The sequence below is a fragment of the Rhodococcus sp. I2R genome, from assembly GCF_020889545.1.
GTDB lineage: Bacteria > Actinomycetota > Actinomycetes > Mycobacteriales > Mycobacteriaceae > Rhodococcoides.
The window spans coordinates 254834-280662 of record NZ_JAHUTG010000001.1 but is presented as its reverse complement, the minus strand read 5'-3'; the positions used below and the strand labels follow the sequence as shown (position 1 = coordinate 280662).

The window sequence follows — 25829 nt, the reverse complement described above, 5'->3', positions numbered from 1 at the left end:
AGACGTATCGGTACCTGTCAATCGTAGGAGAGTTTTCGATGGAACCATTCACTAGGCACAAGGGGATCGGCGTACCGCTGCGTCGGTCGAACGTCGACACCGATCAGATCATTCCGTCCGCGTATCTGAAAAGGGTGACGCGCACCGGATTCGAGGACGGGCTGTTTTCGGCTTGGCGAAACGACCCGGAATTCGTGCTCAACGTCGCGCCCTACGACAAGGGTTCGGTACTCGTCGCCGGACCGGATTTCGGAACCGGCTCCTCACGCGAGCACGCGGTGTGGGCGCTGTCGGATTTCGGATTTCGTGTCGTGATCGCTTCCCGGTTCGCCGATATTTTCCGCGGCAACGCCGGAAAGGCGGGATTGCTGGCAGCGGAAGTGGATCAGAGCGACGTCGAATTGATCTGGAAGGCGCTCGAAGAGCAGCCCGGTCTCGAAATAATCGTCGATCTCGCCGAGAAGACCGTGACCGCTGGAACCTTGGTGGTGCGCTTTGCCATTGATGACTACACGAGATGGCGTCTGCTGGAAGGTCTCGACGACATCGGATTGACATTACGCCAGGTAGACGCCATTGCGGAGTATGAAAGGTCAAGGCCGTCATGGAAACCTGCAACGCTTCCGGCGCGGATCGAAGAGCCCTCCGACGGGTGACGATTTCGGCCCTCCGACACGCATTGTGGCGGTAAATCATTCCGCCACGCCGGATGAGAATTGGCGTGGCTCATAGACTCTTGACGCCTGGGGGTTTACCGTTGTAGTAGTCGGTCCGACGATGGGCCACAATATTGCGGAGGAAATCCATGAACAAGGCAGAGCTGATCGACGCCCTGACCGAGAAGTTGGGGTCTGACAGGCGGAGCGCCACAGAGGCTGTCGAGAACATCGTCGACACCATCGTGCGCGCAGTCCACCGCGGCGAAAGCGTCACCATTACCGGATTCGGCGTTTTCGAGCAGCGTCGTCGTGCAGCTCGCGTCGCGCGCAATCCCCGTACCGGCGAGACCGTTCGGGTAAAGCCGACCAATGTCCCCGCATTCCGCCCCGGTGCACAGTTCAAGGCTGTCATCGCCGGCGGCCAGAAGCTCCCCGCCACCGGCCCTGCCGTCAAGCGAGGGTCTGCGTCGACTCCGGCGAAGAAGACTGCTGCCGCGAAGAAGACGGCTGCGAAGAAGGCCGCCGTCAAGACAACTGCACGTAAGACGACGGCCGCGGCGAAGAAGGCAGCGCTGGCAAAGACCACGGCACGCAAGGCTGCTCCGGCGAAGACCGCAGCCAAGAAGGCCGCGCCCGCGAAAACCACGGCGCGCAAGACCGCCGCGAAGAAGGCTCCGGCCAAGACTGCAGCGAAGAAGACCACTGCGGCTGCGGCCAAGAAGGCTCCGGCCAAGACTGCAGCGAAGAAGACCACTGCGGCTGCGGCCAAGAAGGCTCCGGCCAAGACCGCGGCAAAGAAGACCACCGCAAAGAAGGCTCCGGCCAAGCGCACCGCGCGCAAGTAGCTCGCTGCGCAGATAGCACTGCGCACCGAGCGAACTCAGGGCCCCGGCGATATTCGCCGGGGCCCTGAGTTTTTGCGCACCGTTCCGAACCGGAGTGCCAAGCTTCAGTCAGCCGCCGGAACGCGGTGGTAGGGGACTGGCAATATGGTCTGCGGCGACGAGGGTTCCACCCACCAGTGACAGCACCCACACACTGCCCTTGCGATTTCGATTCGGTGGCAGCGTCACACCGTCCTTGCCTGCCCACCACTGCAACAGGTCGGGAATGACTTTGCCTTGACTGCAGATCGTGCGAACGCCGCCTGCAGAAGCGATATCTACCGCTCGCTGTCGACCTGCTTCCGGGTCGTCCCAGTACCCTTCCTCGGAGAGCATCGGTTCGAGCGTGATCTGCTCCGAAATGGTCTCTGCCAACGGCTGAACCGTCTGAATGCATCGGCGACGGTTTGCGGCGTGTATCGACTCCGCCCCGAACGCCAGCAGTTGCGGCACGAGCGCAACCGCTTGAGTTCGCCCGACTGCATCGAGCGGACGAAGGGCATCGTCGCCTTTGTATCGCGAACGTTGACCGGCCCTGGCGTGCCGAACGAGTAGCACAGTCTGGGTGTGCGCCGGATGTTGGGTGAATCGATCGAGTACCTTGTGGTCCATTCGATACGACAGCTGGTCCGCTGCCTCGTCAGGGGAGACCCAACGTAGTACGTCCACCTCTTCGTTGGGCTCGAACTTCCCGTCCTTGGCCTCTGCTGCCCAGTAATCGACCTTCTTCACCTTCTGATGACCGGGGACCGGGTAGGTCACCTTGGCCAGGTGGCGTCCGAGTGTGGCTTCGAACCCTGTTTCCTCGGTAACTTCCCGAACGGCGGCTTCGACGACGGTCTCACCGGGATCGATCTTCCCTTTGGGAAACGACCAATCGTCGTATTTCGGTCGATGAACCAGAGCGACCTCGATGCCGCCCGGATCGTCGCTGGACTTGCGCCACAGGACGGCGCCAGCTGCGAATATGTTTGCTCGCAACGGTTTACTGCGGGACATCAGGAGCCCTGGCTCCGACGGCTACGCATCAGCTCCACCTGATGTTCGCGGACGCTCTCGCCCTGGGCCGGCGATGCGGCCCAACCACCATCTGCGCGCAGGATCCAGCAGCGGGTGGTCGGGTCGAGTGCGGATTCGAAGATGTCGTCGAGCTGGTCGGTCAGTCGTGGATCCTTCACCTGCGCCATGACCTCGACGCGGCGGTCGAGATTTCGGTGCATCATGTCCGCACTTCCGATCCAGAACTCACCCGCGCCTCGGAAGTGCAGCACTCGGGAGTGTTCCAGGAAGCGACCGAGAATCGAACGCACCTCGATGTTTTCGCTCAGACCGGGCACGCCGGGCTTGAGAGCACAAATGCCTCGAACGACGATTTCGACGGGCACCCCTGCCGCCGATGCCCGGTAGAGCGCATCGATGACCTGTTCGTCGACGAGTGCATTGGCCTTGAGACGGATCCCGGCGGGCCGGCCGGCTTGCTGATGCTCGACCTCGCCTTCGATGCGCTCGACGATTCCTCGTCGCACACCGTAGGGCGCGACCAGAAGGTTGCGATAACTGGTCTTGCGCGAATACCCGGTGAGCGAGTTGAACAAGTCGGTCAAGTCGGCACCGATCTCCGGCGAGGAGGTCAGCAAGCCGACGTCCTCGTAGATCCGTGCTGTCTTGGGGTTGTAGTTTCCGGTGCCGATGTGGCAGTACCGCCTGATGACCGACCCTTCTCGGCGTACCACCAGGCAGGTCTTGCAGTGGGTCTTCAGTCCAACCAGGCCGTAGACGACGTGCACGCCGGCCTTCTCCAGCTTGCGTGCCCATTCGATGTTGGCCTGCTCGTCGAAGCGAGCCTTGATCTCCACGAGAGCGACAACCTGCTTGCCCGCGCCGGCAGCATCTACGAGGGCGTTGACGATCGGGGAGTCACCGGACGTTCGGTACAGGGTCTGTTTGATCGCCAGGACTTGCGGGTCGGCCGCCGCCTGTTCGATGAAGCGCTGCACGCTGGTGGAGAACGAATCGTAAGGATGGTGAACGAGTACATCTCCGTCGCGCAGCGTCGAGAACACGCTCTTCGGGGTTTCACGTTCGCCGAACGCCGGATGCGTGGCGGGCACGAAAGGGGCGTCCTTGAGGGCGGGACGGTCTACGCCGTAGACCTGCCACAAGCAGGACAGGTCCAACAAACCTGGAACCTGGATGACATCGCTCGGGTCGACGTCGAGTTCACGCAGCAACAACTCCAACATGTGCTCGGTCATGTCGTCGGCGATTTCCAACCTGACGGGCGATCCGAAGCGTCGGCGCGCCAACTCCCGTTCGAGAGCTTGAAGGAGGTCCTCGTCGCGGTCCTCTTCCACCTCGAAGTCTGCGTTGCGGGTGATGCGGAAGGCGTGGCTCTCCACGACGTCCATGCCTGGGAAGAGCACATCGAGGTGCGCCGAGATCACTTCCTCCATCGACAGGAACGCATCGATCCGGTGGCTCCCGTCGCCGCGCCGAACCCGCACGAAGCGGTCGACGTTGTCCGGCACCTTGACTCGGGCGAAGTGCTCACCCGAGGTGGCGTAATCCTTCACCGTCACAGCAAGATTGAGGCTGAGCCCGCTGATGTATGGGAACGGATGAGCCGGATCCACTGCCAGGGGAGTGAGAACCGGAAAGACCTGTTCGTGGAAGTAGGCCGAAAGTCGCTCTCGTTCATCGGCGTCGAGATCGGACCACCGGATGATCTCGATTCCGACAGCGGTGAGTTCAGGCAGGATCGAATCGAGCAGCACCCGGGCGTGTCGTCGGGCCAGTTCCTGAGTGCGCTCCCCGATCAGGACCAGCTGTTCGCGCGGGGTGAGACCGTCGGCGGAACGAACCGAGAGTCCTGTTTCGTCGCGGCGCTTGAGTCCGGCGACTCGGACCATGTAGAACTCGTCGAGGTTCGAGGCGAATATGGCGAGGAACTTGGCTCGCTCCAAGAGGGGGAGTGAGGCATCCTCGGCGAGCGCGAGGACACGTGAATTGAAGTCCAGCCAGCTCAATTCGCGATTGAGGTAACGGTTTTCAGGCAATGCTCCGCGCGCATCAGGGGCGTGGGGTTCGGTCGCAGCGGGGAGGGCAGTGGGACTGCTTGCGCTGCCGAGTACGGACGGGGAGGTGGCCGGGTTGCCGTCGCTGCCGTTGTGCTGGGCAATCGATCCGACGTCGGGGGCCTTGGATTCGCTGTTGCTCACGTCCTGATCATCCCCCATTTGCGCGGTCGCTGAAACTCGGATCGGAGAATCGTCTCGCGCTGGTCGCTCGCGCGGATCCGGTCACCAGCCGAGCGAGCGGAGAACAGCGGCGGTGGCGTCGCCGACACCCAGCGCGTGCGCAGCTCGTACATCGTCGATGGTGTCGACATCGAGTCGGAGCCCGGGCCAGAAACCGTCCAGGTCGTTCGCTCCCGACTCCCGGTGACGTCGGGCGGAAGCAGGTCCGAACAGCGGTGCGAACTCCTCGGTGTGTCCTTTCAGGATGAGTGCGGCGGTGCCCGTCCCGTGATGGTCGCTCACCACCGATCGTGTCTCTGCCGGTGCGAGTTGGTAGGCCTGGGCCAGCTCTCGGCTACGCAATGCGGGCAGGTCTGCCTGCAACGCGATGATGTCATCGTCTCCCTCGTCGCGTACAAGGGACGCCGCCGCGGTGAATGCCGAGTTCAATCGTGCCACCGAGTCCTGCGGCGACCTGTCGCACGGCTCCTGGATGACACGCGCGCCGAGTTCGGCGGCGGCGTCGGAGACCGCGGAATCCGGTGTTACGACGGTGACGGCGCCGACGGCCTCGACTGCCCACGCTGCAACGACGGTGTCGCGGAACATGGCAACGACCAGGCGTGCACGATCGGCGTCGGCGAATGCATCGGCCAAGCGTGTCTTGGCGGCGGCGAGATCCTTCACAGCGATCACCACGTGCGCGGTACTCATGACCATTGATCCTGCCAGCGACCGTCGATCAGCTGCCGTTCGACCTCGCCACCGGTCGCCGAACGTTAGTGTGGGGCGGCGGTACGGTGCCGAGCGGCAGGCGTGATCACTCACAGACCCAAGAAGGTGGCTTTCGATGACCAAAGCAGCGGTACTCGGTTCCGGATCGTGGGGAACGGCGTTCGCCAAGGTGTTGGCGGAAGCAGGAACCGACGTGACGATGTGGGCTCGGCGCGCCGAACTCGCCGAGGCCATCTCCGATCGGCACGAGAACCCGGACTATCTGCCGGGCATTTCGCTCCCACCGACGATTTCGGCGACCAGCGATCCGGAGCGTGCTCTCGCCGACGCCGACATCGTTGTCCTCGCCGTACCGTCTCAGTCGCTCCGGGCCAATCTCATCGAATGGACTGAATTCATTCCTCGTGACGCGACGCTGCTGAGCCTCGCCAAGGGCATCGAAACCGGGACGCTGCTGCGCATGAGCCAGGTGATCGGACAGGTCACCGGTGCCGACCCCAGTCGGATCGCATCGCTGTCCGGGCCGAACCTCGCGCGTCCGATCGCCGAGGGTCAGCCGGCGGCGACCGTCATCGCCTGCTCGGATTCCAGGCGCGCACTCGAGGTTCAAAAGAGTTGTGCTACAGGATACTTTCGGCCGTATACCAACTCCGACGTCATCGGTTGTGAGATCGGTGGCGCCTGCAAGAATGTGATCGCGCTGGCATGTGGAATGGCCAGCGGCGTCGGATACGGGGACAACACGTTGGCCTCGATCATGACGAGGGGACTCGCCGAGATCATTCGACTCGGTACTGCCCTCGGCGCCAAGCCCGCAACGCTGGCCGGACTTGCCGGTGTCGGTGATCTGGTCGCGACCTGTACCTCGCCGCTCTCACGAAACCGTACCTTCGGTGAACGTCTCGGTTCGGGCGGTTCGCTCGAGAGCGCCCAGGAAGCAGCGCACGGTCAGGTCGCCGAAGGCGTCAAGTCGTGCACATCGGTGCGCGCACTGGCCGAGAGCTACGACGTGGAGATGCCGCTGACCGATGCTGTGCACCGTGTATGCCACGAAGGACTGTCCGTACCGGACGCCGTCGGGCATCTGCTGGGGCGGAGAATCAAGCCCGAGTAGACCGAACGGAGCCTCACGGTACGGTTGAGCACCGTGAGTCAAACGCGCACCAAAGTCGCCGTCATCTTCGGCGGAAAAAGCAACGAGCATTCTGTCTCCTGCGTTTCTGCAGGAAGTGTGCTGAAGCACATCGACTCGGAGCGCTACGACGTGGTGCCCGTCGGTATCACTTCCGAGGGCGCATGGGTTCTCGGAGCCGCCGATCTGGACGAACTCGCTATCACCGGTCGAGTGCTGCCCAGCGTCGACAAGAACTCGACCGCGTTGACACTGTCGGCGGACCCGACTCGAGCCGGCGCGCTCGTCTCGCTCGACGGCAGCGACGCCGGAACGGTCCTCGCCTCTGTCGACGTCGTGTTTCCGCTTCTCCACGGCCCATACGGCGAGGACGGCACGCTCCAGGGTCTGCTCGAACTGGCAGGTGTGCCCTACGTCGGCCCGGGCGTGCTCGCCAGTGCCGCGGGCATGGACAAGGAGTTCACAAAGAAGTTGTTGGCCGCCGAAGGACTTCCGGTCGGCCGTCAGGTTGTGCTTCGGCGGGGAGTCGATGCGCTGACGGCCGAACAGCAGGACTTCCTCGGCCTTCCGGCCTTCGTCAAACCAGCGCGCGGAGGCTCGTCGATCGGCATTACGCGTATCACCAGCTGGGATCAGCTGTCGCGTGCGGTGGACCACGCTCGGCAGCACGATCCCAAGGTGATCGTGGAAGGCGCGATACACGGGCGCGAGGTCGAGTGCGGAGTGCTCGAGTTCCCAGATGGATCCGTCCGAGCCAGCGTGGTCGCGGAGATCCGCATGCCGGACGCCCCAGCGGACGATCACACATTCTACGATTTCGACAGCAAGTATCTCGACGACGTATGCGAATTCGATGTCCCGGCAGCGCTGTCGGCGAACGTGAGCGAGGATATCCGGCGTATCGCAGTCGATGCGTTCCACGCACTCGACTGCCAGGGGCTCGCGCGCGTGGACCTGTTCGTCACCGAAGACGGACCGGTGATCAACGAGATCAACACCATGCCCGGCTTCACCTCGATCTCCATGTTCCCGAAGATGTGGGACGCGGCGGGCGTCGATTACCGAACGTTGATCGACACGCTCATCGAGACAGCCATCGCCCGCGGCACCGGGCTCCGATAAGCGGACCGGCGCTACTGCAGGGGTGCGGGGTCGAGAGGCGTCTGCGGCAGCGATGCCGAAATCGCATCGGACGCATCCTGCAGGGGTGTCGGACCTGAGCCGCCAGGCACAGTCAACGCCACGTAGACGGGGCGATCGACTGTGTACCAGGTGCTGGCGTCGATACCGGAATCCGCACCGGATACTTCGAACCACTGCACCCCATTGATCACCTGAAGCGCCGAAGCCACGTCGAAACCTATCGGCCGAGGCAGGCCGCAGCGGAGCACGATTGCATCGGCTGTGGCGTCGTCGGGAGCCCAGGCGCGCACCCCGACCGGAGCAGGTTCGATCAGCTCGGCGCGAGAGTAGTCACCCAGCTCGTCGGGCAACCCGGCGAGGACGGCCGAACAGTCGGCAGTGTCGGCCGCAGGCGCATCCACCGGGCCAAGGGCCTCGGGCGGCCGCGTCGATTCGCCGATTACCGTGACCGCAGCGACGATGACGCCGATGAGCAAGGCAATAGGCAGCGCGAGAGCAGTCGCGATTACCGCGGGATGCCGCCTCTCCTGGGCATCATCGGCCTCCGGGGCCTCCGGGGCCTCCGGGGCTTCCGGGGCCTCCGGGGCCTCGGCGGAGTCCGGCCGGGTGATCTCTGGGGTGTTCGGTTCGCGATCGTTACTCATCGATGTTCAGTGTGAAGTCTCGATCAACGGTCCGCGGCAGCGGGGGGCTCGGCGATCTCGCACGTGAGCGTGCGGGTGATCGAATCGGTCTTCTGTACCCGCCCGATGATCTCGGCGATCGCGGATCTGTCTGCACCGTTGACTCGTACCACCACGTCGTAGGGGCCGAGCACCGCCTCGGCCGACTCCACGCCGTCGACCTCGCTCAGCGCTGCCGCTACCAGCATCGCGCGGCCCACCTCGGTCTGCACGAGGACGAATGCCTGCATCGTAAGGCCCCTTTCCGGATCCTCGCGCAACCCCCGAAGGTAGTCTCGCGGAGGTTCTCGCTCGTGATCGAGTCTTTCCCTGTCTGCTCTGTTGCCGGTAAAAGGTACCGCAGACATATGCGACGGTCCGCGCGAGAACGAGCTACAGACATCGCGAGAGAAAGAGGACGATCATCGACGCTGGCGAGAACCGTATTCCACCGTCCAGTCTCACCGTCGGTGAAGTCGGTGAGTTCGGCGTGATCGACCGTGCCACGAAGGGCCGGACTCAGTCGGAAAACACGATCCTCGGCCCCGGTGACGATGCCGCTCTTGTTGCTGCGCCGGACGGGCGCGTTGTGGTGACGACAGATATGTTGGTGCACGGCAGGCATTTTCGCCTCGATTGGTCCAGCCCGGTCGACATCGGTCGCAAAGCGATCGCGCAGAACGGCGCGGACATCGCGGCGATGGGGGCTCGGTGTACCGGGTTCGTCGTGGCACTCGGCTGCCCGGCCGACACTCCCGTGAACGTCACCGACGGCATCTTCGAGGGTATGTGGCGTGAGGCGGGCAGGGCCGGCGCGTCCGTGGTCGGCGGGGATCTCGTCGAGTCGACGGCCCTCGTGATTTCGGTCACCGCATTGGGTGCCCTCGACGGCCGAGGCCCGGTTCTGCGATCGGGAGCGAGAGCAGGTGACGTGGTGGCGGTGGCCGGTGTGCTGGGGTGGTCGGCGGGAGGTCTTGCCGTCCTGCAGTCCGGCATATCGGGGCACCCGAAGCTCGTGGGCGCGCACCGGGTGCCGAGGCCGGAGTACGAGCAGGGTGTTCAGGCTGCGCTTGCCGGTGCCACCTCCCTCACCGACGTCTCGGACGGACTTCTCGCAGATCTGGGTCACATCGCGGTGGCGTCTTCGGTCGACATCGACCTCGACAGTGGAAGTTTCAGCATCAGCGACGAAATGAACTCGGCTGCAGAAGAACTGGGTGTGTCACCGTTGTCGTGGATGTTGACGGGCGGTGAAGATCACGCACTGGCCGGAACATTCGCGTCCGCAGCTGATCTTCCGGACGGGTGGACCGTGATCGGCCGAACGACGGACGCTCGAGGCGCACCCACGGTGACCGTCGACAGTCGGTCCTACAGCGGGCCCGCGGGATGGACCAGTTTTCAGTAGCTCGGCTATGTTGCAGCAGATGAGCTACGAGTACGAAAGGGTCACGGCATGAGAGCGCAACCCCTGGAGAATATCGTCGAAAGCGGTTGGGCCGCAGCGTTGAAGCCCGTCGAAGAGCAGATAGCTGCGATGGGCGAGATGCTGCGCGCCGAACTCGCCGACGGGCGTGACTATCTTCCCTCCGGGGAGAACGTTCTGCGTGCCTTCACTCGCCCCTTCTCCGAGGTTCGCGTCCTGATCCTCGGGCAGGATCCGTACCCCACGCCGGGGCATGCTGTCGGCCTCAGCTTCTCGGTCGCGCCGCACGTGTCGCCGGTTCCGCGAAGCCTGGCAAACATCTTCAAAGAGTATTGCGACGACCTGGGCTACCCGACGCCCGAGAACGGCGACCTTTCGCCCTGGGCCGATCAGGGTGTACTGCTACTCAATCGCGTGCTCACCGTGCAACCCGGACTGTCCGGGTCACATCGGAAAAAGGGGTGGGAGGTGGTGACGGAGCGAGCCATCAGAGCGTTGGTCGAACGACGCACAGAGGAGCACTCGGCCGGATTGGTGGCAATCCTCTGGGGCCGTGATGCTGCGACTGTGAAGCCGATGCTGGGAGCGACGTCGTGCATCGAGTCGGCTCACCCGTCACCACTATCGGCCTCGCGCGGCTTCTTCGGCTCCGCGCCGTTCAGCCGCGCGAACGAACTACTCGTCGCCGAGGGTCACGAACCCGTCAGCTGGCGCTTGCCATAGCCGTGCCGAGTTCTTAGGAGAAATCTGGGCGACGCTTCTCTACGAATGCATCGACACCTTCTCGGCCGGTGGGACCGTTGGCCGCCTCGGCGATGGAGACAGCTTCGGCCTCCAGTTGCTCGGCGAGAGTGCGGGTCTCCGACGCGAAGAGCAACGCTTTCGCGCCCTGGTAAGCCGAGGTCGGTCCGGCGGCGAACGTTCGAGCGAGACGCTCGGCCTCGGTCGCGATGATCTCGTCTTCGACCAGCCTGCTCAGAAGGCCGAGGCGCACTGCTTCCTCGCTGTTGAGGATCGAGTCGTTGAGCAAGATGTCGCGAGCACGCGCCGAACCGACGATTCGAGGGAGCGTCCAGGTCAAGCCGCCGTCGGGAGTGAACCCGATGCCGGGATACGCCGGGCGGAGTTTGGTTCCGCGTCCACCGATCGCCACGTCCGAATGGCAGACCAGGCTCATTCCTGCCCCGGCCGCCCATCCATGAACTGCCGCCACGACCGGAACTGTGGCTGCGGCGAGTGCGGAGACGAATCCGTGGAACTCGTCGGCGACGTCGCGAACGTACTGCCCCCGGTCGGGCGCACCCGCGAATGCGCGTACGTTGCCGCCCGCGCAGAAATTCGCGCCCGAACCGGCGAGGAGGATGCACCCGGCTTGCAGTTCGCCGGTGTTCAGCGAGTGCAGGGCGGCCGTGCCCTCTCTCATTCCGGCGCCGCTCAGCGAGGTGCCGGCAGCTTCGGTTGCCACGATGATTTTCAGGACGCCGTCGACGAGTTCGACGGAACCCGTACTCTCGAAATTGCTCACACCCGCACTGTAACTTGCGTCCTCGCCCAGAAATGACTGTGCCCGGAAACAACTGTGCCCCGCGGCACAGGCCGCGGGGCACAAGTCGATCTTGGGGGGGGCTTCGGTCAGCCCCGAACCACCTTGCCGGCCTTCAGGCATGAGGTGCAGACGTTCATGCGCTTGGAGTTGCCGGGGGCAACCTGAGCGTGAACGGTCTGAATGTTCGGGTTCCAACGACGGTTGGTCCGTCGGTGCGAGTGCGAGACCGACTTACCGAAGCCGGGCCCTTTGGCGCATACGTCGCAGACGGCAGCCATAGTCGCGAACTCCTTGATAGATGATTGATCGTTAACATGAGGGCGGTTGCTCGGGGGAGAGCGACACACAATCTGCGCCGCGCCTCATCGGGCAACCCTGCAAGAATAGCGGCGCACCCCGAATTCACCAAACCGCCACCTGACAGGAAGGCCGAGCGGCGTCCGGACAGGGAGCAGTCTAGGCTGGCCGAACTGGCGCGAGGGAATGGGGAGCCTGCGAGCATGGGCGAGGCGGTCGATGATGGAACCGAGGCTGCGTCACCACCGCGATGGCGACCACATCGCGCTCCGGATGCGAGCATCCTCGGTCCGGACGAGATTCGGCAATGGGTTTACCGCTGCGTAGATCGTCTCACCGACCGTTGCGACGAGATCAACGAACTCAATGTCTTCCCGATACCGGACTCCGACACCGGAACCAACCTCGTCTTCACTGTCCGTGCCGCCGTCGAAAGTATGCGCGGTGCAGGTCCGGACGCTGATCTGACCACCCTGACGGCGGCCCTTGCCCGCGGCGCGACAGCGGGTGCCCGTGGCAACTCAGGGGTGATCATCTCGCAGGTGATGCGCGCACTCGACGAGCAATCCGCCCACGGTGTCCTCGACGGTCCCGCCGTCGCGAGCCTTCTTGGTAGGGCATCGGCGCTGGTGCGCGAGGTCATCAGTGTTCCCGTCGAGGGAACGATCGTGACCGTCGTCGAGGAAGCAGCGGTGGCCGTCGGCGCTCTGGGCCCCGAGGCTGATCTCCCGGTTGTCGTCACATGTGCGGTCGAGGCCGCCGCCGATGCCCTGGGGCGCACACGCACACAGTTGCCGGTTCTCGACGCCGCGGGTGTGGTCGACGCGGGAGCTCTCGGTCTTCTCGTCATGCTCGACGCGTTGTGCTTCGTGGTCACCGGATCTTCTCCGAATCGCCCCCGCTACCACCGGAGCGTCGGACCGGGGGTTCGTACCAGCTCGTCCATCGTTCGTGCGGAAGCGCCGCGGGTCGGGGTGAGGTCGGCCGGCTCGACCTCCTCGGACGCGGGAGGCGTGCTCGGCTACGAGGTCCTCTTCCGGATCACCTCGGTCGATGACAGCGATGTCGTCACTCTGCGCCGCGTGCTGTCCGATCTCGGTGACTCTGTGGTCGTTGCGGGTGACGGCGCCGGCACGTGGTCGGCGCACGTACACACGATCAATGCCGGATTGGCAGTCGAGGCGGGCCTCGACATCGGTCGAATTCACGACGTGCGTATTTCGGCGTTCGCCGCCGACGAGGACTGTGCCCCGCAGGCGGCGACGTCGCCGAGCAGCGAGGTCGCCGAGCGAGACATTCTGGCCGTGGTGGCAGGCGACGGTGCCGAGTACCTCTACCTCGGCGAAGGCGCCACCGTACTCAGATGCGACACCACAGACGTCGGTACGGCCGAGCTGTGTGCGGCGATCGTCGCCTCGGAGCACACCGAGGTGCTGGTGCTACCCAACGGTGCACTGTCGGCGCACGAGCTCGTGTCGGTGTCCATCGCCTCGCGGACCGCGGGCAAAGACGTCCTGATGTTGCCATCGTCGTCGATGGTGCAGGGTCTGGCAGCGTTGGCAGTGCACGATCCGACACGCGCAGCGGTCGACGACGCGTTCGCGATGTCCGAGGCCGCCGCCGGTACCCGGTGGGCCTCACTGCGAGTGGCGGAGGAGCGATCACTCACGTGGGTCGGAACGTGCGAACCCGGCGACGGTCTCGGACTGGTCGGTCGGGAGGTCGTGGTGATCGGGCCGGATGTGTTCGCGGCGGGATGTGACCTGCTCGACCAACTGCTGTCGGTGGGTGGTGAGATGGTGACGATGTTGCGTGGAGAACACGCATCGAGCACCCGCGTCGGCGGAACACACAGCCGTGACGAACTGGACGTGGCGGGGCGGCTTGCGCTCTACGTCGCCGAACGTCACCCGGAAGTCGAGGTCTTGGTCTACGACGGTGGCCAGCCAGGCGACGCCGTCCAGCTGGGTGTCGAGTAACTGTCGTAGCGCGACGAGACTTCACGAGAGGGCAGGCACAAAGATGGTCGCCGTATCGGATCGACTCGACTTCGCTCTCGGTAAGAAGGTGTCGGAGCCGCTGGCCGAGCAGTTCGGTATCCACACCGTCGAGGATCTGCTGCGGTACTACCCGCACCGCTATATGACGCAGGGCGCGGAGCTGACAGAGAAGGAACCTGCCGAGGGTGAGCACATCACGATCGTGGCGACCATCTCGTCCGCCACGGTGAAAGACATGAAGTCGAGGAAGGGGCAGTACCTCGCACTGTCGCTGGCGGCGGAGGGACAGCAGATCGAGGCGACGTTCTTCAGCCCGCACAAGCTCAAGCGCGTACTCACCCCCGGCAAACGCGGAATGTTCTCGGGCAAGGTCAAGTACTTCGGCCGTCGCTGGAACCTCACCCACCCCGGTTACGTGATTCTCGGCGGGGACGAGGACGACGGCGCGATCGTGCCGTCCGGTCGAATTGTCGGTGGCGGCGCACTGGCAGGTGTCGCCCGGGGCTCCGTCGGCGCGACCGGCAGTGTCGACATGTCGGTGTTCGACCGCGCCTATGTGCCGCTGTATCCGGCGTCGAAGGACGTGGAGAGCTGGACCTTCATGCGTGGGGTCCGTCAAGTGCTGGACCAGCTCGACGCCATCACCGATCCGGTGCCGGCCGACGTTCTCGCCGAGCGTGGACTGGTCTCACTCGACAACGCATTGCATTGGATCCACTTTCCGGAATCGATCGAACAGAAGGAGCAGGCGCGCGCTCGGCTCAAGTTCGACGAGGCGCTCGCCGTTCAACTGGTGCTCGCATCGCGCCGGCGGGACGTCTCGACGCGGAGCGCACCGTCGTGCCCTCCGCGTCCGGACGGCATCGCCGCCGAATTCGAACGACGTCTACCCTTCACACTCACTGCCGGGCAGATGGTGGTGGCCGAGGAAATCTCGGCCGATCTCACTCGCGGGCATCCGATGTCGCGGCTACTGCAGGGTGAGGTCGGCTCCGGCAAGACCATCGTCGCCCTGCGCGCCATGCTGCAGGTCATCGATGCAGGCCACCAGTGCGCTCTGCTCGCCCCGACCGAGGTTCTGGCCGCGCAGCATGCACGCTCCATTTCGGCGATGCTGGGAACACTTGCCGGCGCCGGCGAGCTCGGCGCCGACGACCTGGCCACGAAGGTCACACTGTTGACCGGGTCGATGGGTACCGCAGCGAAGAGGGCAGCGCTGCTCGATGCGGTCACCGGCGACGCCGGCATCGTGATCGGCACGCACGCACTCATCCAGGACCGCGTCGAATTCTTCGATCTCGGCATGGTTGTCGTCGACGAACAGCATCGATTCGGCGTCGAGCAACGAGATGCGCTGCGATCGAAAGCGCGAGACGGAACGAGTCCGCACCTCCTCGTCATGACTGCGACGCCGATTCCACGCACCATCGCGATGGCTTCTTTGGGCGATCTCGAAACCTCGACGCTCACCGAACTGCCGCGCGGGCGTGCCCCCATCATCAGCAAGGTGGTGTCGGCGCGGGACAAGCCCGGCTGGGTCGACCGCGCCTGGGCGCGCATCCGCGAGGAGGTCGCCGCAGGTCGGCAGGCCTACGTCGTGTGTTCCCGGATAGGCGGGGACGATGACGAGGAGAAGAAGAAGCCGCGTACCCGCACCGCGGCCCACGACGACGAGAAGAACCTGCCCGAAACCAAGGCGGCGCTCGAGATGTTCGAGATGCTCAGCGCAGGTCCGCTCGCAGATGTACGGGTCGGACTCCTCCATGGGCGAATGCATCCGGACGAGAAGGACGCGTCGATGCAGGACTTCAATGCCGGCGCCATCGACGTCCTGGTGTGCACGACGGTGGTCGAGGTGGGCGTCGACGTTCCCAACGCCACGGTCATGGTCATCATCGATGCCGATCGGTTCGGCATCAGCCAGCTGCATCAGCTCCGCGGTCGCATCGGGCGAGGTGGGCACCAGGGACTGTGCATCATGATCAGTCAGCTGAGTTCGAATGGACCCTCGTTTGCGCGGCTGGAAGCGGTCGCCGCGACCAACGACGGCTTCGAGTTGGCCACGCTCGATCTCAGAACCCGGCGAGAGGGCGACGTCCTCGGGGCGGCGCAGTCCGGAACGGTGAGCAGTATGCGTTTGCTCTCGCTCATCGACGACGAACCGATCATCGCCGATGCCCACCTGTGTGCTCGTCGACTGTTCGAGATCGATCCCGAAATGTCGAGCCACCCAGGAATCGCGACGATGATGAAATCGGCGTGGCGTTCGGACCGAGCCGAGTATCTGGAGAAGTCCTGACCTACGAGTACGTAACAACTAAACCGTTTCAGAACAAGAATTCGGTCGTTGAGTCTCACATTTCGGGACAGTGACCGCAACGAGCAACCCGTTCGGCGGTAGGTTTGGCGAATGTTTTCCAAAGTGTTGGTTGCCAATCGCGGTGAGATCGCCATCCGCGCGTTCCGCGCCTCATACGAGTTGGGCGCCGCAACCGTGGCCGTCTTTCCGTTCGAGGACCGCAACTCTGTCCATCGGACCAAGGCCGACGAGGCCTACGAGATCGGCGAGAAGGGCCACCCCGTGCGGGCATACCTTTCTGTCGCGGAGATCGTCGCTGCGGCGAAGCGGTCGGGGGCCGACGCGGTCTATCCCGGGTACGGCTTCCTGTCGGAGAATCCGGAGCTGGCGGCCGCGTGCGCCGAGGCCGGTGTCACGTTCGTCGGTCCGTCCGCCGATGTTCTGCAGCTGACAGGAAACAAAGCGCGCGCGATCGCGGCGGCCAAACGTGCCGGTCTGCCGGTGCTGGCTTCGTCGGAGCCGTCGAGCGATATCGAAGAACTGGTGGCCGCGTCCGAGTCGATGACGTTTCCGTTGTTCGTCAAAGCGGTTGCCGGTGGCGGCGGCCGCGGTATGCGCCGTGTCGCCGAACCCGCGCAATTGCGTGAGTCGATCGAAGCGGCTGCGCGTGAGGCCGAGTCCGCGTTCGGCGACTCGACGGTCTTCCTGGAGCAGGCCGTAATCGACCCGCGGCACATCGAGGTGCAGATCCTGGCCGATGGGCAGGGCAATGTGGTGCACCTGTTCGAGCGTGACTGCTCGGTCCAGCGTCGCCACCAGAAGGTGATCGAGCTCGCTCCGGCGCCGAATCTTCCGGAGGGCGTGCGGGAGAAGATCTGCGCCGACGCTGTCGCCTTCGCGAAGGAGATCGGCTACTCGTGCGCGGGTACCGTCGAGTTCCTCCTCGACACGCGAGGCAACCACGTCTTCATCGAGATGAATCCGCGCATCCAGGTCGAGCACACGGTTACCGAGGAGGTTACCGATGTCGACCTGGTTCAGTCGCAGCTGCGAATCGCCTCGGGCGAAACGTTGGCAGATCTGGGGTTGAGCCAGGACAACATCGTGCTTCGGGGTGCGGCGCTGCAGTGTCGCATCACCACCGAGGACCCGGCCAACGGATTCCGGCCCGACACCGGCCGGATCACCGCCTACCGAACCCCGGGCGGTGCGGGTGTTCGTCTCGACGGCGGCACGACGCTCGGCGCGGAGGTGGGTGCCTACTTCGACTCGATGCTGGTGAAGTTGACCTGCCGCGGACGTGATTTCGACACTGCTGTCGCGCGCGCACGCCGAGCCGTCGCCGAGTTCCGTATTCGGGGCGTGGCCACCAATATTCCGTTCCTACAGGCGGTTCTTGTCGATCCGGACTTCACGCAGGGACGGGTGACGACCTCGTTCATCGAGGAACGCCCTGAGCTGCTGACGTCACGGAGCTCTGGAGACCGCGGCACCAAGATTCTGACCTACTTGGCCGATGTCACGGTGAACAAGCCGCACGGGGAACGCCCGTCCACGGTGTACCCGCAGGACAAGCTACCTCCCGTCGACTTCTCTGCGCCGATTCCCGACGGCAGTCGTCAACGTCTTCTCGCGCTCGGCCCGGAAGGGTTCGCCCGCGATCTCCGCAATCAGAAGGCCCTCGCGGTCACCGACACGACTTTCCGCGACGCGCATCAATCGTTGCTGGCCACCCGCGTTCGCACTTCCGGTCTACTGATGGTCGCACCCTACGTGGCACGGACGACGCCCGAGTTGCTGTCGATCGAGGCGTGGGGCGGCGCGACATACGATGTGGCTCTGCGGTTCCTGCACGAGGATCCGTGGGAACGCCTTGCCGCGCTCCGTGAAGCCGTACCGAACGTCGCGTTGCAGATGCTGCTCCGAGGCCGCAACACCGTCGGCTACACCCCTTACCCGGAGAAGGTCACCCGCAGTTTCGTCGCCGAGGCGACCGACACGGGTATCGACATATTTCGCATCTTCGACGCCCTCAACAATGTCGATCAGATGCGCCCCGCGATCGACGCGGTTCGGGAAACGGGTACTGCGATCGCCGAGGTCGCGATGAGCTACACCGGGGACCTGAGCAATCCGAACGAGAAGCTGTACACCCTCGATTACTACCTCGGGCTCGCCGAGCAGATCGTCGACGCGGGCGCACATGTGCTGGCGATCAAGGACATGGCTGGTCTGCTTCGCGCTCCGGCTGCGAAAACGCTGGTGACGGCACTGCGAAGCAACTTCGATCTCCCGGTGCACGTGCACACGCACGACACTCCGGGTGGTCAGTTGGCGACGTACCTTGCGGCGTGGGAGGCCGGCGCCGACGCCGTCGACGGTGCGAGCGCGCCGATGGCGGGCACGACGAGCCAGCCCGCGCTCTCGGCTATCGTCGCCGCCGCGGCGCACACCGAGCGGGACACCGGCCTCGATCTGCAGGCTGTCTGCGATCTCGAACCGTACTGGGAGGCGATGCGAAAGGTCTACGCGCCGTTCGAATCCGGTATCCCAGCTCCAACCGGCCGGGTTTACACGCACGAGATTCCCGGCGGGCAGCTGTCCAATCTGCGCCAACAGGCGATCGCGTTGGGTCTGGAGGACCAATTCGAGACCGTCGAGGCGAACTACGCTGCAGCAGACCGGATGCTGGGGCGCTTGGTGAAGGTGACTCCCTCGTCGAAGGTAGTCGGCGATCTGGCGCTCTCGCTGGTGGGTGCCGGAGCGTCCGCCGAGGAGTTCGCAGAGAATCCAGCCAAGTTCGACATCCCCGATTCGGTCATCGGCTTCCTGCGGGGCGAACTGGGCACTCCGGCGGGCGGATGGCCGGAGCCACTTCGCACCAGGGCCCTGGAGGGACGCGGCGAGGCCAAACCGGAAGCGGAGCTGTCCTCGGACGACGAGAAAGCGCTCGACGGAACATCGTCGCAACGTCGAGATGCGCTCAACCGCCTACTGTTTCCGGGACCCACCGCGGAACTGGCAGAACACCGAGAGAAGTACGGCGATACTTCCCGGCTCTCGGCCAATCAGTTCTTCTACGGTCTGCGCCAGGGCGACGAGCACCGAGTCAAGCTCGAGAAGGGGGTCGAGCTGCTGATCGGGTTGGAGGCGATCTCCGACGCCGACGAGCGCGGAATGCGTACGGTGATGTGCATTCTCAACGGCCAGCTCCGGCCGGTATCGGTCCGAGATCGATCGATCGCCAATGAAGCACCGACAGTGGAGAAAGCCGATCGCACGAACCCCGGGCACCTGCCGGCACCGTTCGCCGGCGTCGTCACGCTGTCGGTGGCCGAAGGCGACAAGGTTGCGGCCGGAGACGTCGTTGCGACGATCGAGGCGATGAAGATGGAAGCTGCGATCACCGCACCCAAGGGTGGCACGATCTCGCGCCTCGCCATCGGCGCGGTCCAGCAGGTCGAGGGCGGTGACCTGCTCGTGGTGATTGGCGGCGAATCGACCGAGAACCAGTCCTGAGCGGCGATGAGTAAAATTGCGTAAATGACACGCATCGTCGCCGGTATCGCGGGAGGCCGAAAGCTGAAGGTTCCGCCTCGCGGCACACGTCCGACATCCGAACGTGTCCGCGAGGCGGTGTTCAGTGCGCTACAGGCTCGGTTGGACCTGGACGGTACAGCAGTGCTCGACCTGTACGCGGGCTCGGGAGCGCTTGGTCTGGAGGCGCTTTCGCGGGGAGCGGCGTCGGTGCTACTCGTCGAATCCGACGCGCGAGCGGCTGCGGTGGCGCGAGAGAACGTTGCGACGGTCGGTGTGCCCGGGGCGTCGGTGCGGTGCGCTCCGGTGGCAGCGGTGTTGGCGGGTGCGGCGGAGACCGAGTACGACCTCGTACTCGCCGATCCGCCGTACGCGGTGACGGAGTTGGCGGTGCACCAGATGCTGACGGCATTGGTTTCGGGTGGCTGGCTGGCACCGGATGCGGTCGTTGTCCTGGAACGGTCGGCCCGATCGCCGGAAACGGTGTGGCCCGAAGGTCTGACGCCGGCAAAGGTCAAGAAATACGGCGAGACCCGAATCGAGATCGCCGAGCTCGTGTCGCAGAATACCGATATCTGACCGGCCCGAACGGACGGGTGCCGGTGATAGCGTGCAGCCATGACTGGAGCACTCTGTCCTGGATCCTTCGACCCCGTGACCAGAGGTCATCTCGACGTCATCAGCAGGGCGGCAGCGCAGTTCGACGAGATCATCGTCACGGTGATGATCAACAAGAGCAAGCGCGGGCTGTTCACCGTGGACGAGCGAATCGACATGCTGGGCGAGGCAACGTCCCATCTGCCCAACGTTCGCATCTCCTCGTGGCACGGTCTGCTCGTGGACTATGCGAAGCAGGTGGGCTTTGCCGCCATCGTCAAAGGTTTGCGGGGGGCGAACGACTTCGACTACGAGTTGCAGATGGCTCAGATGAACCAGAAGCTCTCCGGCGTCGACACGCTCTTCGTACCGGCGAACCCGACGTACAGCTTCCTGTCGAGCTCGCTGGTGAAGGAGGTCGCGACGTTCGGAGGCGATGTCGAAGACATGGTTCCCGCATGCGTTCACGGGCGCCTGCTCGCGCGGATCGCAGAACGCAAGGCCGAGTAGTCGGCCAGGTGTGTCGCATGCAGCGACACACCGAGGTCCGCCGGTCACGCACGGACGCCGATCACCAGGCAAACTGGGTAAGCCAGCATTACTTCGTAGGTTCGACGATTGGGGTTACCGGTGTACCGCGTATTCGAGGCTCTCGACGAGCTCGTTGCCATTGTCGAGGAGGCGCGCGGTGTCCCGATGACAGCGGGCTGCGTCGTACCTCGTGGCGACGTACTGGAACTGCTGGACGACGTCCGAGATTCGATCCCGGGCGAGCTGGACGACGCACAGGATGTGCTCGACCACAGGGACAAACTGGTCGGTGACGCCAGGGCGACTGCCGACAAGACCGTCACCTCCGCGAATGCCGAGGCGCAGGACACCGTAGAGAATGCGCGCGACTCCGCCGACCGAATCCTGGCCGATGCGAAGGCGCAAGCCGACCGCATGGTGGCGGAGGCGAAGGCGCACGCCGATCAGCTCGTCGACGACGCAACCGATTCCGCCGAACGAGCGGTGGAAGCGGGTCGGCTGGAGTACGAGGCATTGACCACGAGAGCTCGGAGCGAAGCCGATCGTATGGTCGAAGCCGGACAAACGTCCTACGACCGGTCGATTGCAGATGGTGTCGAGGAGCAGGCCAGGCTGGTCGCGCAGACCGAGGTGGTTCAGGCTGCACGCGCGGAGTCTGCCCGGGTCATCGACGCCGCGCACGCGGAATCGGATCGCATGCGAGGTGAGTGCGACGTCTACGTCGACACCAAGCTCGCGGAGTTCGAGGAGTTTCTGTCGGGCACGATTCGATCTGTGGGGCGTGGGCGTCAGCAGCTCAGAACCGGTTCGGGCGTGCCCGACTACGGATCCGAATCGGGCGAGGACGCGGGTCGCTTCCGTCGATAGCCGCCGACAGGGATTTGCTCACATATGCGCGGATGCGTATCGTTGAGTGGTTGACCTTGGCAAGAACCTTCAGGGTTCGACCATGATCGCATTTCGTCATCGAGCAGAAAGAACAGTTGTGTCTACCCGTCGCAGTACCCCCCGTCCCGAGTCGGAAACGGGTTTCGTTCTGTACATCGACACCCTGGGCCGTCGGCCCGGTTCGATGAAGCAGGTCCAGCGGACGGTGGCGGCACCTTCGCGTATAGGTCTCGACGCGATCGGAATCGAAACCGGCTCGCCCGTGGAACTCGATCTTCGACTCGAAGCGGTTTCGGAGGGCGTGCTGGTGACCGGCAGCGTGCAGGCCGCCACGTCGGGGGAGTGCACGCGGTGTCTCGAGCCGGTGAGCGGAGCGGTGGATGTGTATCTCACCGAGCTGTTCGCCTACCCCGCGAGCGTCACGGAAGAGACCACCGACGAGGACGAGATTCACCGTATCGTCGACGATTGCATCGACCTCGAACCAGTCCTCGTGGACGCCGTCGGACTGGAGCTCCCGCTCCACCCTCTGTGCCGTGAAGACTGCGAGGGATTGTGCCCCGAATGTGGCGTTCGCCTGGCGATTGCCGAATCCGGCCATGGTCATGACATACTGGATCCTCGCTGGGCTGGTCTTGCAGCCAAATTTGGCGTGGAATCAGAACCGAGCAACAAACTTGTGAACAACGAAGCCGAGGAGAAGTAGAAGTGGCTGTCCCGAAGCGCAAAATGTCGCGTTCCAACACGAGGTCGCGGCGTGCACAGTGGAAAACCACTGCGCCCACTCTCGTAACGTGCCCCAACCGTGGCTGCGGCGAGAAGACGCTGCCCCACATTGCGTGCCCCTCGTGCGGCACCTACAAGGGCCGTCAGGTCACTGCTGCAGTCTGATCTTCCGATCAGTTCCGGTAGCGGACACACAGTGACGAACAAGAGCACTCCTGCTTCCAAATACAGCAGTGCAAAAAACAGCAGTGCAGCCGACAGCGGCGGGGACGACAGAACGTCGCTCCTCGCCGCTCTCGGCGTTGAGCTGGAGGATCCGCTCCTCACCCTGGCGCTGACGCATCGCTCCTACGCGTACGAGCGGGGCGGACTTCCCACCAACGAGCGTCTGGAATTTCTGGGCGATTCTGTTCTCGGGCTCACCATCACCGAACGCCTCTACGTAGTACACCCGACCAAGTCGGAGGGCGAGCTCGCGAAGATCCGCGCAAGTGTGGTCAACATGCACGCCCTGGCCGAAGTGGCGCGCGGACTCGGTGAGGGCGGACTAGGTAGGCATCTGCTCCTGGGTAAGGGCGAGGAGCAGACCGGGGGACGCGATAAGCCGAGCATCCTGGCCGACGGTATGGAGTCGCTGCTGGGCGCGATCCATCTGCAGCACGGGATCGACACCGCTCGCCACGTCGTGCTCGCCTTGTTCGACGATCTGCTGGACCGCGCTCCGCGTCTGGGGGCGGGCTTGGACTGGAAGACGAGCCTGCAAGAACTGACGGCAGTGAAGTCGCTCGGCGTGCCCGCATACGAGATCTCGTCCACCGGGCCGGACCACGACAAGGAGTTCACCGCGACCGTGGTGGTCAGCGGACGTGCTCTGGGCGTGGGGATCGGTCGGTCGAAGAAGGAAGCCGAGCAAAAGGCCGCGAGTACCGCCTGGAATGCGCTCTCGCCTACCGGCAGCGTGGATGCCTGAGCTTCCCGAAGTCGAGGTGGTTCGCCTGGGTCTCGAGTCGCACATCGTCGGAACCACGATCGAGTCCGTCGAGGTGCTTCATCCTCGGGCCGTGCGGCGACACATCGCCGGTGGCAAAGACCTCGAAGGGCAGCTACGTGGTTGCACCATCGCGGCGGCCCAGCGGCGCGGAAAATATCTGTGGCTCCCGCTCGAATCTCGTGACCGTGCCATCGTGGTCCATCTTGGGATGAGCGGTCAGATGCTGGTGCAGCCGCCGACCGTGCCGGACGAGAAGCATCTACGCATCCGTGCGCGGTTGGACAACGGCGCGGACCTGCGTTTCGTCGATCAGCGGACGTTCGGGGGGTGGGCCCTAGCGCCGTTGCTCACCGTCGACGGTGAGTCGGTGCCGGAGCCCGTAGCCCACATCGCACGCGATCCAGTCGACCCGCTGTTCGACGCCGAGACGGTGGTGAACATGCTGCGCGCCAAGCACACCGAGATCAAGCGAGCTCTACTCGATCAGACGGTGTTGTCCGGGGTCGGCAACATCTACGCCGACGAAGCTCTCTGGCGCGCGAAGATTCACGGCAATCGCATCGCTGAGACGCTCTCGAGGCCGGCACTTCGTCGGCTGTTGACGGCAGTGCATGCCGTCATGGGCGAGGCCCTGGCGCAGGGTGGCACGTCGTTCGACGCGCTGTACGTCAACGTCAACGGAGAATCCGGCTACTTCGACCGGTCGCTCGACGCCTACGGGCAGGAGGGCCTGCCGTGTTCGCGTTGCGGCAGCCCCATCCGGCGGGAGAAATTCATGAACCGGTCCTCGTACAGCTGCCCCAGGTGCCAACCTCGACCTCGAATATCCCGATCCTGACCCATTGCCCGAACACGCGAGTCTCTAGAATCCGATCATGACCGACGAGAGCACCCCGACTGACCAGAGCCCTTCGACGAAGCTCTGGGTGGAACGCACCGGAACCCGCCGCTACATCGGCAAGAGTTCACGCGGAGCCGAAGTACTCATCGGATCCGAGTCGGTCGACGGCGTCTTCACTCCCGGGGAATTGCTCAAGATCGCGCTCGCGGCCTGCACAGGGATGAGCTCGGACCTTCCGCTCTCGCGTCGGCTCGGGGACAACTACGACGCCACCATCGAGGTCTCCGGAGCGGCGGATCGTGAGAACGAGCTCTACCCTGCACTCGCCGAGGTGTTGAGAATCGACTTGAGCGAGCTCGATGCGGACGCGCAAGAACGGCTTCTCACTGTCGTCGAACGCGCAGTCGACAAGGTGTGCACCGTGGGGCGCACCTTGAAGGCAGGAACCAAGGTCGGCCTCGACATTGCCGTGGACGGCTGAGGTGAGGGTCTGGTCGGTCCTCGCGACCGTCGTGACTGCAGCAGTGCCCCCGGGGCTACTCGTGGGTGTGCCGAGTGCGTCGGCGACGCCGAGTTGTGTCCCATGGAGTGTGACCACCGTCGCGTCGGGATTCGGGATGCTCGAGAACATCGCGTTCGACGACAGTGGATCGATGTATCTCTCGCAGACCTCGCCTCTCGGACCGGGCGCTATCGCGCGGATGACGCCCGACACCGCACGAACAGTCGCGGTTGCGGACGTGTCCTCGCCGGGCGGCATCGTCGTCGACGGTGACACGATGTACTTCACAACGGGAAACGGCACTGCTGCAGGGCTTTTCGGCACTCCTGATGGAACCGTCGACGCTCTCGATCTCGTGTCCGGTGTTCGGTCCACCTACGCGCGCGGCTTGGTGATGCCCAACGGTCTTGCGCGGGCAGCGAGCGGTGAACTATTTGCGACTCGAAACCTCGGTAGCGCAACGGGTCTCACGTCGGTGGGTGCCGAGGCCCCACATGAGCCATCGGTGATACGCAACGATCTCGGAACTGCGAACGGCATCGCGATCGACGGCGAAACCTTGTACGTCGCCAATACTTTCGAGCCCGAACTCGAGATATCGGTGCTCGATGTGCGTGACCTCGACGGCCCCGCTCGCAGGATTCCGGTGGACGGATTCGGTCCTGTCACCGCCTCGGACGACATGACTGTCGGAGCGGACGGCCAGATCTACCTCTCGCAGAACCTGGCGGGCCGCGTACTTCGCATCGATCCCGAATCCGCTTCCTGGTGCGTGATCGGCACCGGGATGCCCTTGACCACCTCCGTCGCATTCGGCGGCATCGGATGGGATCGCGAGTCGCTGTACGCCACCAGCTTCGACGGCACCGTGCGGAAGTTGAGCCCGCCATGACAGACGAGCGTTTGACGGCCTGGGTCCACGGGCAGGTGCAGGGTGTCGGCTTTCGATGGTGGACACGTTCTCGCGCATTGGAACTCGGCCTTCTAGGATCGGCCACCAATCACCCCGACGGGCGTGTGCTGGTAGTCGCCGAAGGCGCCAGGGACCGGCTCGAAAAGCTGTTGGAATTGTTGCGCGGAGGAACCACGCCGGGTTCGGTGACGCTCGTCGTCGAGAGTTGGGATCGTCCACGCGGCGGACTCTCCGGATTCGTCGAGCGTTGAAGCGAGTGTGCGCGCAGTACGCGGCCGTACACC

General features: G+C 64.3%; 26 protein-coding genes. 19 read left to right on the top strand and 7 right to left on the bottom strand.

The annotated features are described in order from the left end of the window. The first annotated feature begins 38 nt into the window (after window positions 1-38). Together leuD and KVY23_RS01280 are read left to right on the top strand one after the other, a co-directional pair. A complete protein-coding gene (leuD, locus tag KVY23_RS01285) occupies window positions 39-656 on the top strand; it encodes a 3-isopropylmalate dehydratase small subunit (RefSeq protein WP_075840147.1) in 618 nt (205 codons plus the stop codon). A gap of 149 nt (window positions 657-805) precedes the next feature. Continuing rightward, window positions 806-1504, top strand: coding sequence for an HU family DNA-binding protein (locus KVY23_RS01280; RefSeq protein ID WP_230554996.1), 699 nt, complete (start codon window positions 806-808; stop codon window positions 1502-1504). Window positions 1505-1612: 108 nt separating this feature from the next. On the opposite strand, the gene KVY23_RS01275 is transcribed toward KVY23_RS01280, so the two are convergent. From KVY23_RS01275 to cofC, 3 genes are all read right to left on the bottom strand, one after another. Continuing rightward, a complete protein-coding gene (locus tag KVY23_RS01275; protein ID WP_230554995.1) occupies window positions 1613-2542 on the bottom strand; it encodes a bifunctional NUDIX hydrolase/histidine phosphatase family protein in 930 nt (309 codons plus the stop codon). Continuing rightward, window positions 2542-4779 (bottom strand): RNA degradosome polyphosphate kinase, encoded by a 2238-nt coding sequence (locus KVY23_RS01270; protein WP_241260196.1) that lies wholly within the window; start codon window positions 4777-4779, stop codon window positions 2542-2544. Before KVY23_RS01270 ends, KVY23_RS01275 begins: the two co-directional genes overlap by 1 nt. Window positions 4780-4842: 63 nt before the next feature. Continuing rightward, window positions 4843-5493: a 2-phospho-L-lactate guanylyltransferase gene (gene cofC, locus KVY23_RS01265; protein ID WP_308070316.1), complete on the bottom strand. Its 651-nt coding sequence runs from the start codon at window positions 5491-5493 to the stop codon at window positions 4843-4845. Between the two features lie 136 nt (window positions 5494-5629). Between cofC and KVY23_RS01260 the strand changes: the two genes are divergently transcribed. Both KVY23_RS01260 and KVY23_RS01255 read left to right on the top strand, forming a co-directional pair. Continuing rightward, a complete protein-coding gene (locus KVY23_RS01260) occupies window positions 5630-6628 on the top strand; it encodes an NAD(P)H-dependent glycerol-3-phosphate dehydrogenase (protein WP_230554991.1) in 999 nt (332 codons plus the stop codon). A 33-nt stretch (window positions 6629-6661) separates the two neighbouring features. Then, on the top strand, window positions 6662-7768 hold the full coding sequence (locus tag KVY23_RS01255; protein ID WP_230554989.1) for a D-alanine--D-alanine ligase family protein: 1107 nt from the start codon (window positions 6662-6664) through the stop codon (window positions 7766-7768). Window positions 7769-7779: 11 nt separating this feature from the next. Here KVY23_RS01255 and KVY23_RS01250 read toward each other — a convergent pair whose 3' ends face one another. Beyond that, window positions 7780-8433: a DUF3515 domain-containing protein gene (locus KVY23_RS01250; RefSeq protein WP_230554987.1), complete on the bottom strand. Its 654-nt coding sequence runs from the start codon at window positions 8431-8433 to the stop codon at window positions 7780-7782. A 23-nt stretch (window positions 8434-8456) separates the two neighbouring features. After that, entirely contained in the window at window positions 8457-8702 is a 246-nt protein-coding gene (locus KVY23_RS01245) for an Lrp/AsnC ligand binding domain-containing protein (RefSeq protein ID WP_230554985.1), read from the bottom strand. Between the two features lie 170 nt (window positions 8703-8872). Here KVY23_RS01245 and KVY23_RS01240 point away from each other — a divergent pair, with 170 nt between their 5' ends. After that, window positions 8873-9859 (top strand): thiamine-phosphate kinase, encoded by a 987-nt coding sequence (locus tag KVY23_RS01240; RefSeq protein WP_230555045.1) that lies wholly within the window; start codon window positions 8873-8875, stop codon window positions 9857-9859. Between the two features lie 48 nt (window positions 9860-9907). After that, complete coding sequence (locus tag KVY23_RS01235; RefSeq protein WP_230554983.1) at window positions 9908-10600, top strand: uracil-DNA glycosylase; 693 nt, start codon at window positions 9908-9910, stop codon at window positions 10598-10600. A gap of 13 nt (window positions 10601-10613) precedes the next feature. Here KVY23_RS01235 and KVY23_RS01230 read toward each other — a convergent pair whose 3' ends face one another. Both KVY23_RS01230 and rpmB read right to left on the bottom strand, forming a co-directional pair. Further along, complete coding sequence (locus KVY23_RS01230; protein WP_206510857.1) at window positions 10614-11402, bottom strand: enoyl-CoA hydratase/isomerase family protein; 789 nt, start codon at window positions 11400-11402, stop codon at window positions 10614-10616. 107 nt (window positions 11403-11509) lie between these two features. Next, the gene (gene rpmB / locus KVY23_RS01225) at window positions 11510-11701 is read right to left on the bottom strand and encodes a 50S ribosomal protein L28 (RefSeq protein ID WP_008717389.1); all 192 of its coding nucleotides are present in this window, start codon (window positions 11699-11701) and stop codon (window positions 11510-11512) included. Window positions 11702-11923: 222 nt separating this feature from the next. On the opposite strand from rpmB, the gene KVY23_RS01220 reads away from it, so the two are divergent. From KVY23_RS01220 to KVY23_RS01160, 13 genes are all read left to right on the top strand, one after another. Further along, on the top strand, window positions 11924-13699 hold the full coding sequence (locus KVY23_RS01220; protein WP_230554982.1) for a DAK2 domain-containing protein: 1776 nt from the start codon (window positions 11924-11926) through the stop codon (window positions 13697-13699). Window positions 13700-13742: 43 nt separating this feature from the next. Then, on the top strand, window positions 13743-16019 hold the full coding sequence (gene recG, locus KVY23_RS01215) for an ATP-dependent DNA helicase RecG (RefSeq protein ID WP_230554981.1): 2277 nt from the start codon (window positions 13743-13745) through the stop codon (window positions 16017-16019). A gap of 111 nt (window positions 16020-16130) precedes the next feature. Next, complete coding sequence (locus KVY23_RS01210; RefSeq protein WP_230554980.1) at window positions 16131-19538, top strand: pyruvate carboxylase; 3408 nt, start codon at window positions 16131-16133, stop codon at window positions 19536-19538. A gap of 24 nt (window positions 19539-19562) precedes the next feature. After that, window positions 19563-20135, top strand: a complete 573-nt coding sequence (gene rsmD, locus KVY23_RS01205; protein ID WP_230554979.1) for a 16S rRNA (guanine(966)-N(2))-methyltransferase RsmD — start codon at window positions 19563-19565, stop codon at window positions 20133-20135. A 39-nt stretch (window positions 20136-20174) separates the two neighbouring features. Beyond that, complete coding sequence (gene coaD / locus KVY23_RS01200) at window positions 20175-20663, top strand: pantetheine-phosphate adenylyltransferase (protein WP_230554978.1); 489 nt, start codon at window positions 20175-20177, stop codon at window positions 20661-20663. A 120-nt stretch (window positions 20664-20783) separates the two neighbouring features. Next, the gene (locus KVY23_RS01195) at window positions 20784-21551 is read left to right on the top strand and encodes a DivIVA domain-containing protein (RefSeq protein WP_230555044.1); all 768 of its coding nucleotides are present in this window, start codon (window positions 20784-20786) and stop codon (window positions 21549-21551) included. An 82-nt stretch (window positions 21552-21633) separates the two neighbouring features. Then, entirely contained in the window at window positions 21634-22278 is a 645-nt protein-coding gene (locus KVY23_RS01190; protein WP_187346795.1) for a DUF177 domain-containing protein, read from the top strand. Between the two features lie 2 nt (window positions 22279-22280). Further along, window positions 22281-22463, top strand: a complete 183-nt coding sequence (gene rpmF, locus KVY23_RS01185) for a 50S ribosomal protein L32 (RefSeq protein ID WP_075840136.1) — start codon at window positions 22281-22283, stop codon at window positions 22461-22463. 31 nt (window positions 22464-22494) lie between these two features. Further along, window positions 22495-23268 carry a ribonuclease III gene (rnc, locus tag KVY23_RS01180; RefSeq protein WP_230554976.1) on the top strand — a complete coding sequence of 258 codons (774 nt, stop codon included), beginning with the start codon at window positions 22495-22497 and terminating at the stop codon, window positions 23266-23268. Then, window positions 23261-24127: a bifunctional DNA-formamidopyrimidine glycosylase/DNA-(apurinic or apyrimidinic site) lyase gene (gene mutM / locus KVY23_RS01175; protein WP_230554975.1), complete on the top strand. Its 867-nt coding sequence runs from the start codon at window positions 23261-23263 to the stop codon at window positions 24125-24127. The genes rnc and mutM overlap by 8 nt, the downstream gene beginning before the upstream one ends. Before the next feature lie 37 nt (window positions 24128-24164). Further along, window positions 24165-24611 (top strand): OsmC family protein, encoded by a 447-nt coding sequence (locus KVY23_RS01170; protein WP_230554974.1) that lies wholly within the window; start codon window positions 24165-24167, stop codon window positions 24609-24611. Window position 24612: 1 nt separating this feature from the next. Next, on the top strand, window positions 24613-25524 hold the full coding sequence (locus tag KVY23_RS01165) for an SMP-30/gluconolactonase/LRE family protein (protein WP_230554973.1): 912 nt from the start codon (window positions 24613-24615) through the stop codon (window positions 25522-25524). Next, entirely contained in the window at window positions 25521-25796 is a 276-nt protein-coding gene (locus KVY23_RS01160) for an acylphosphatase (protein WP_075840131.1), read from the top strand. The genes KVY23_RS01165 and KVY23_RS01160 overlap by 4 nt, the downstream gene beginning before the upstream one ends. Window positions 25797-25829 lie beyond the last annotated feature (33 nt).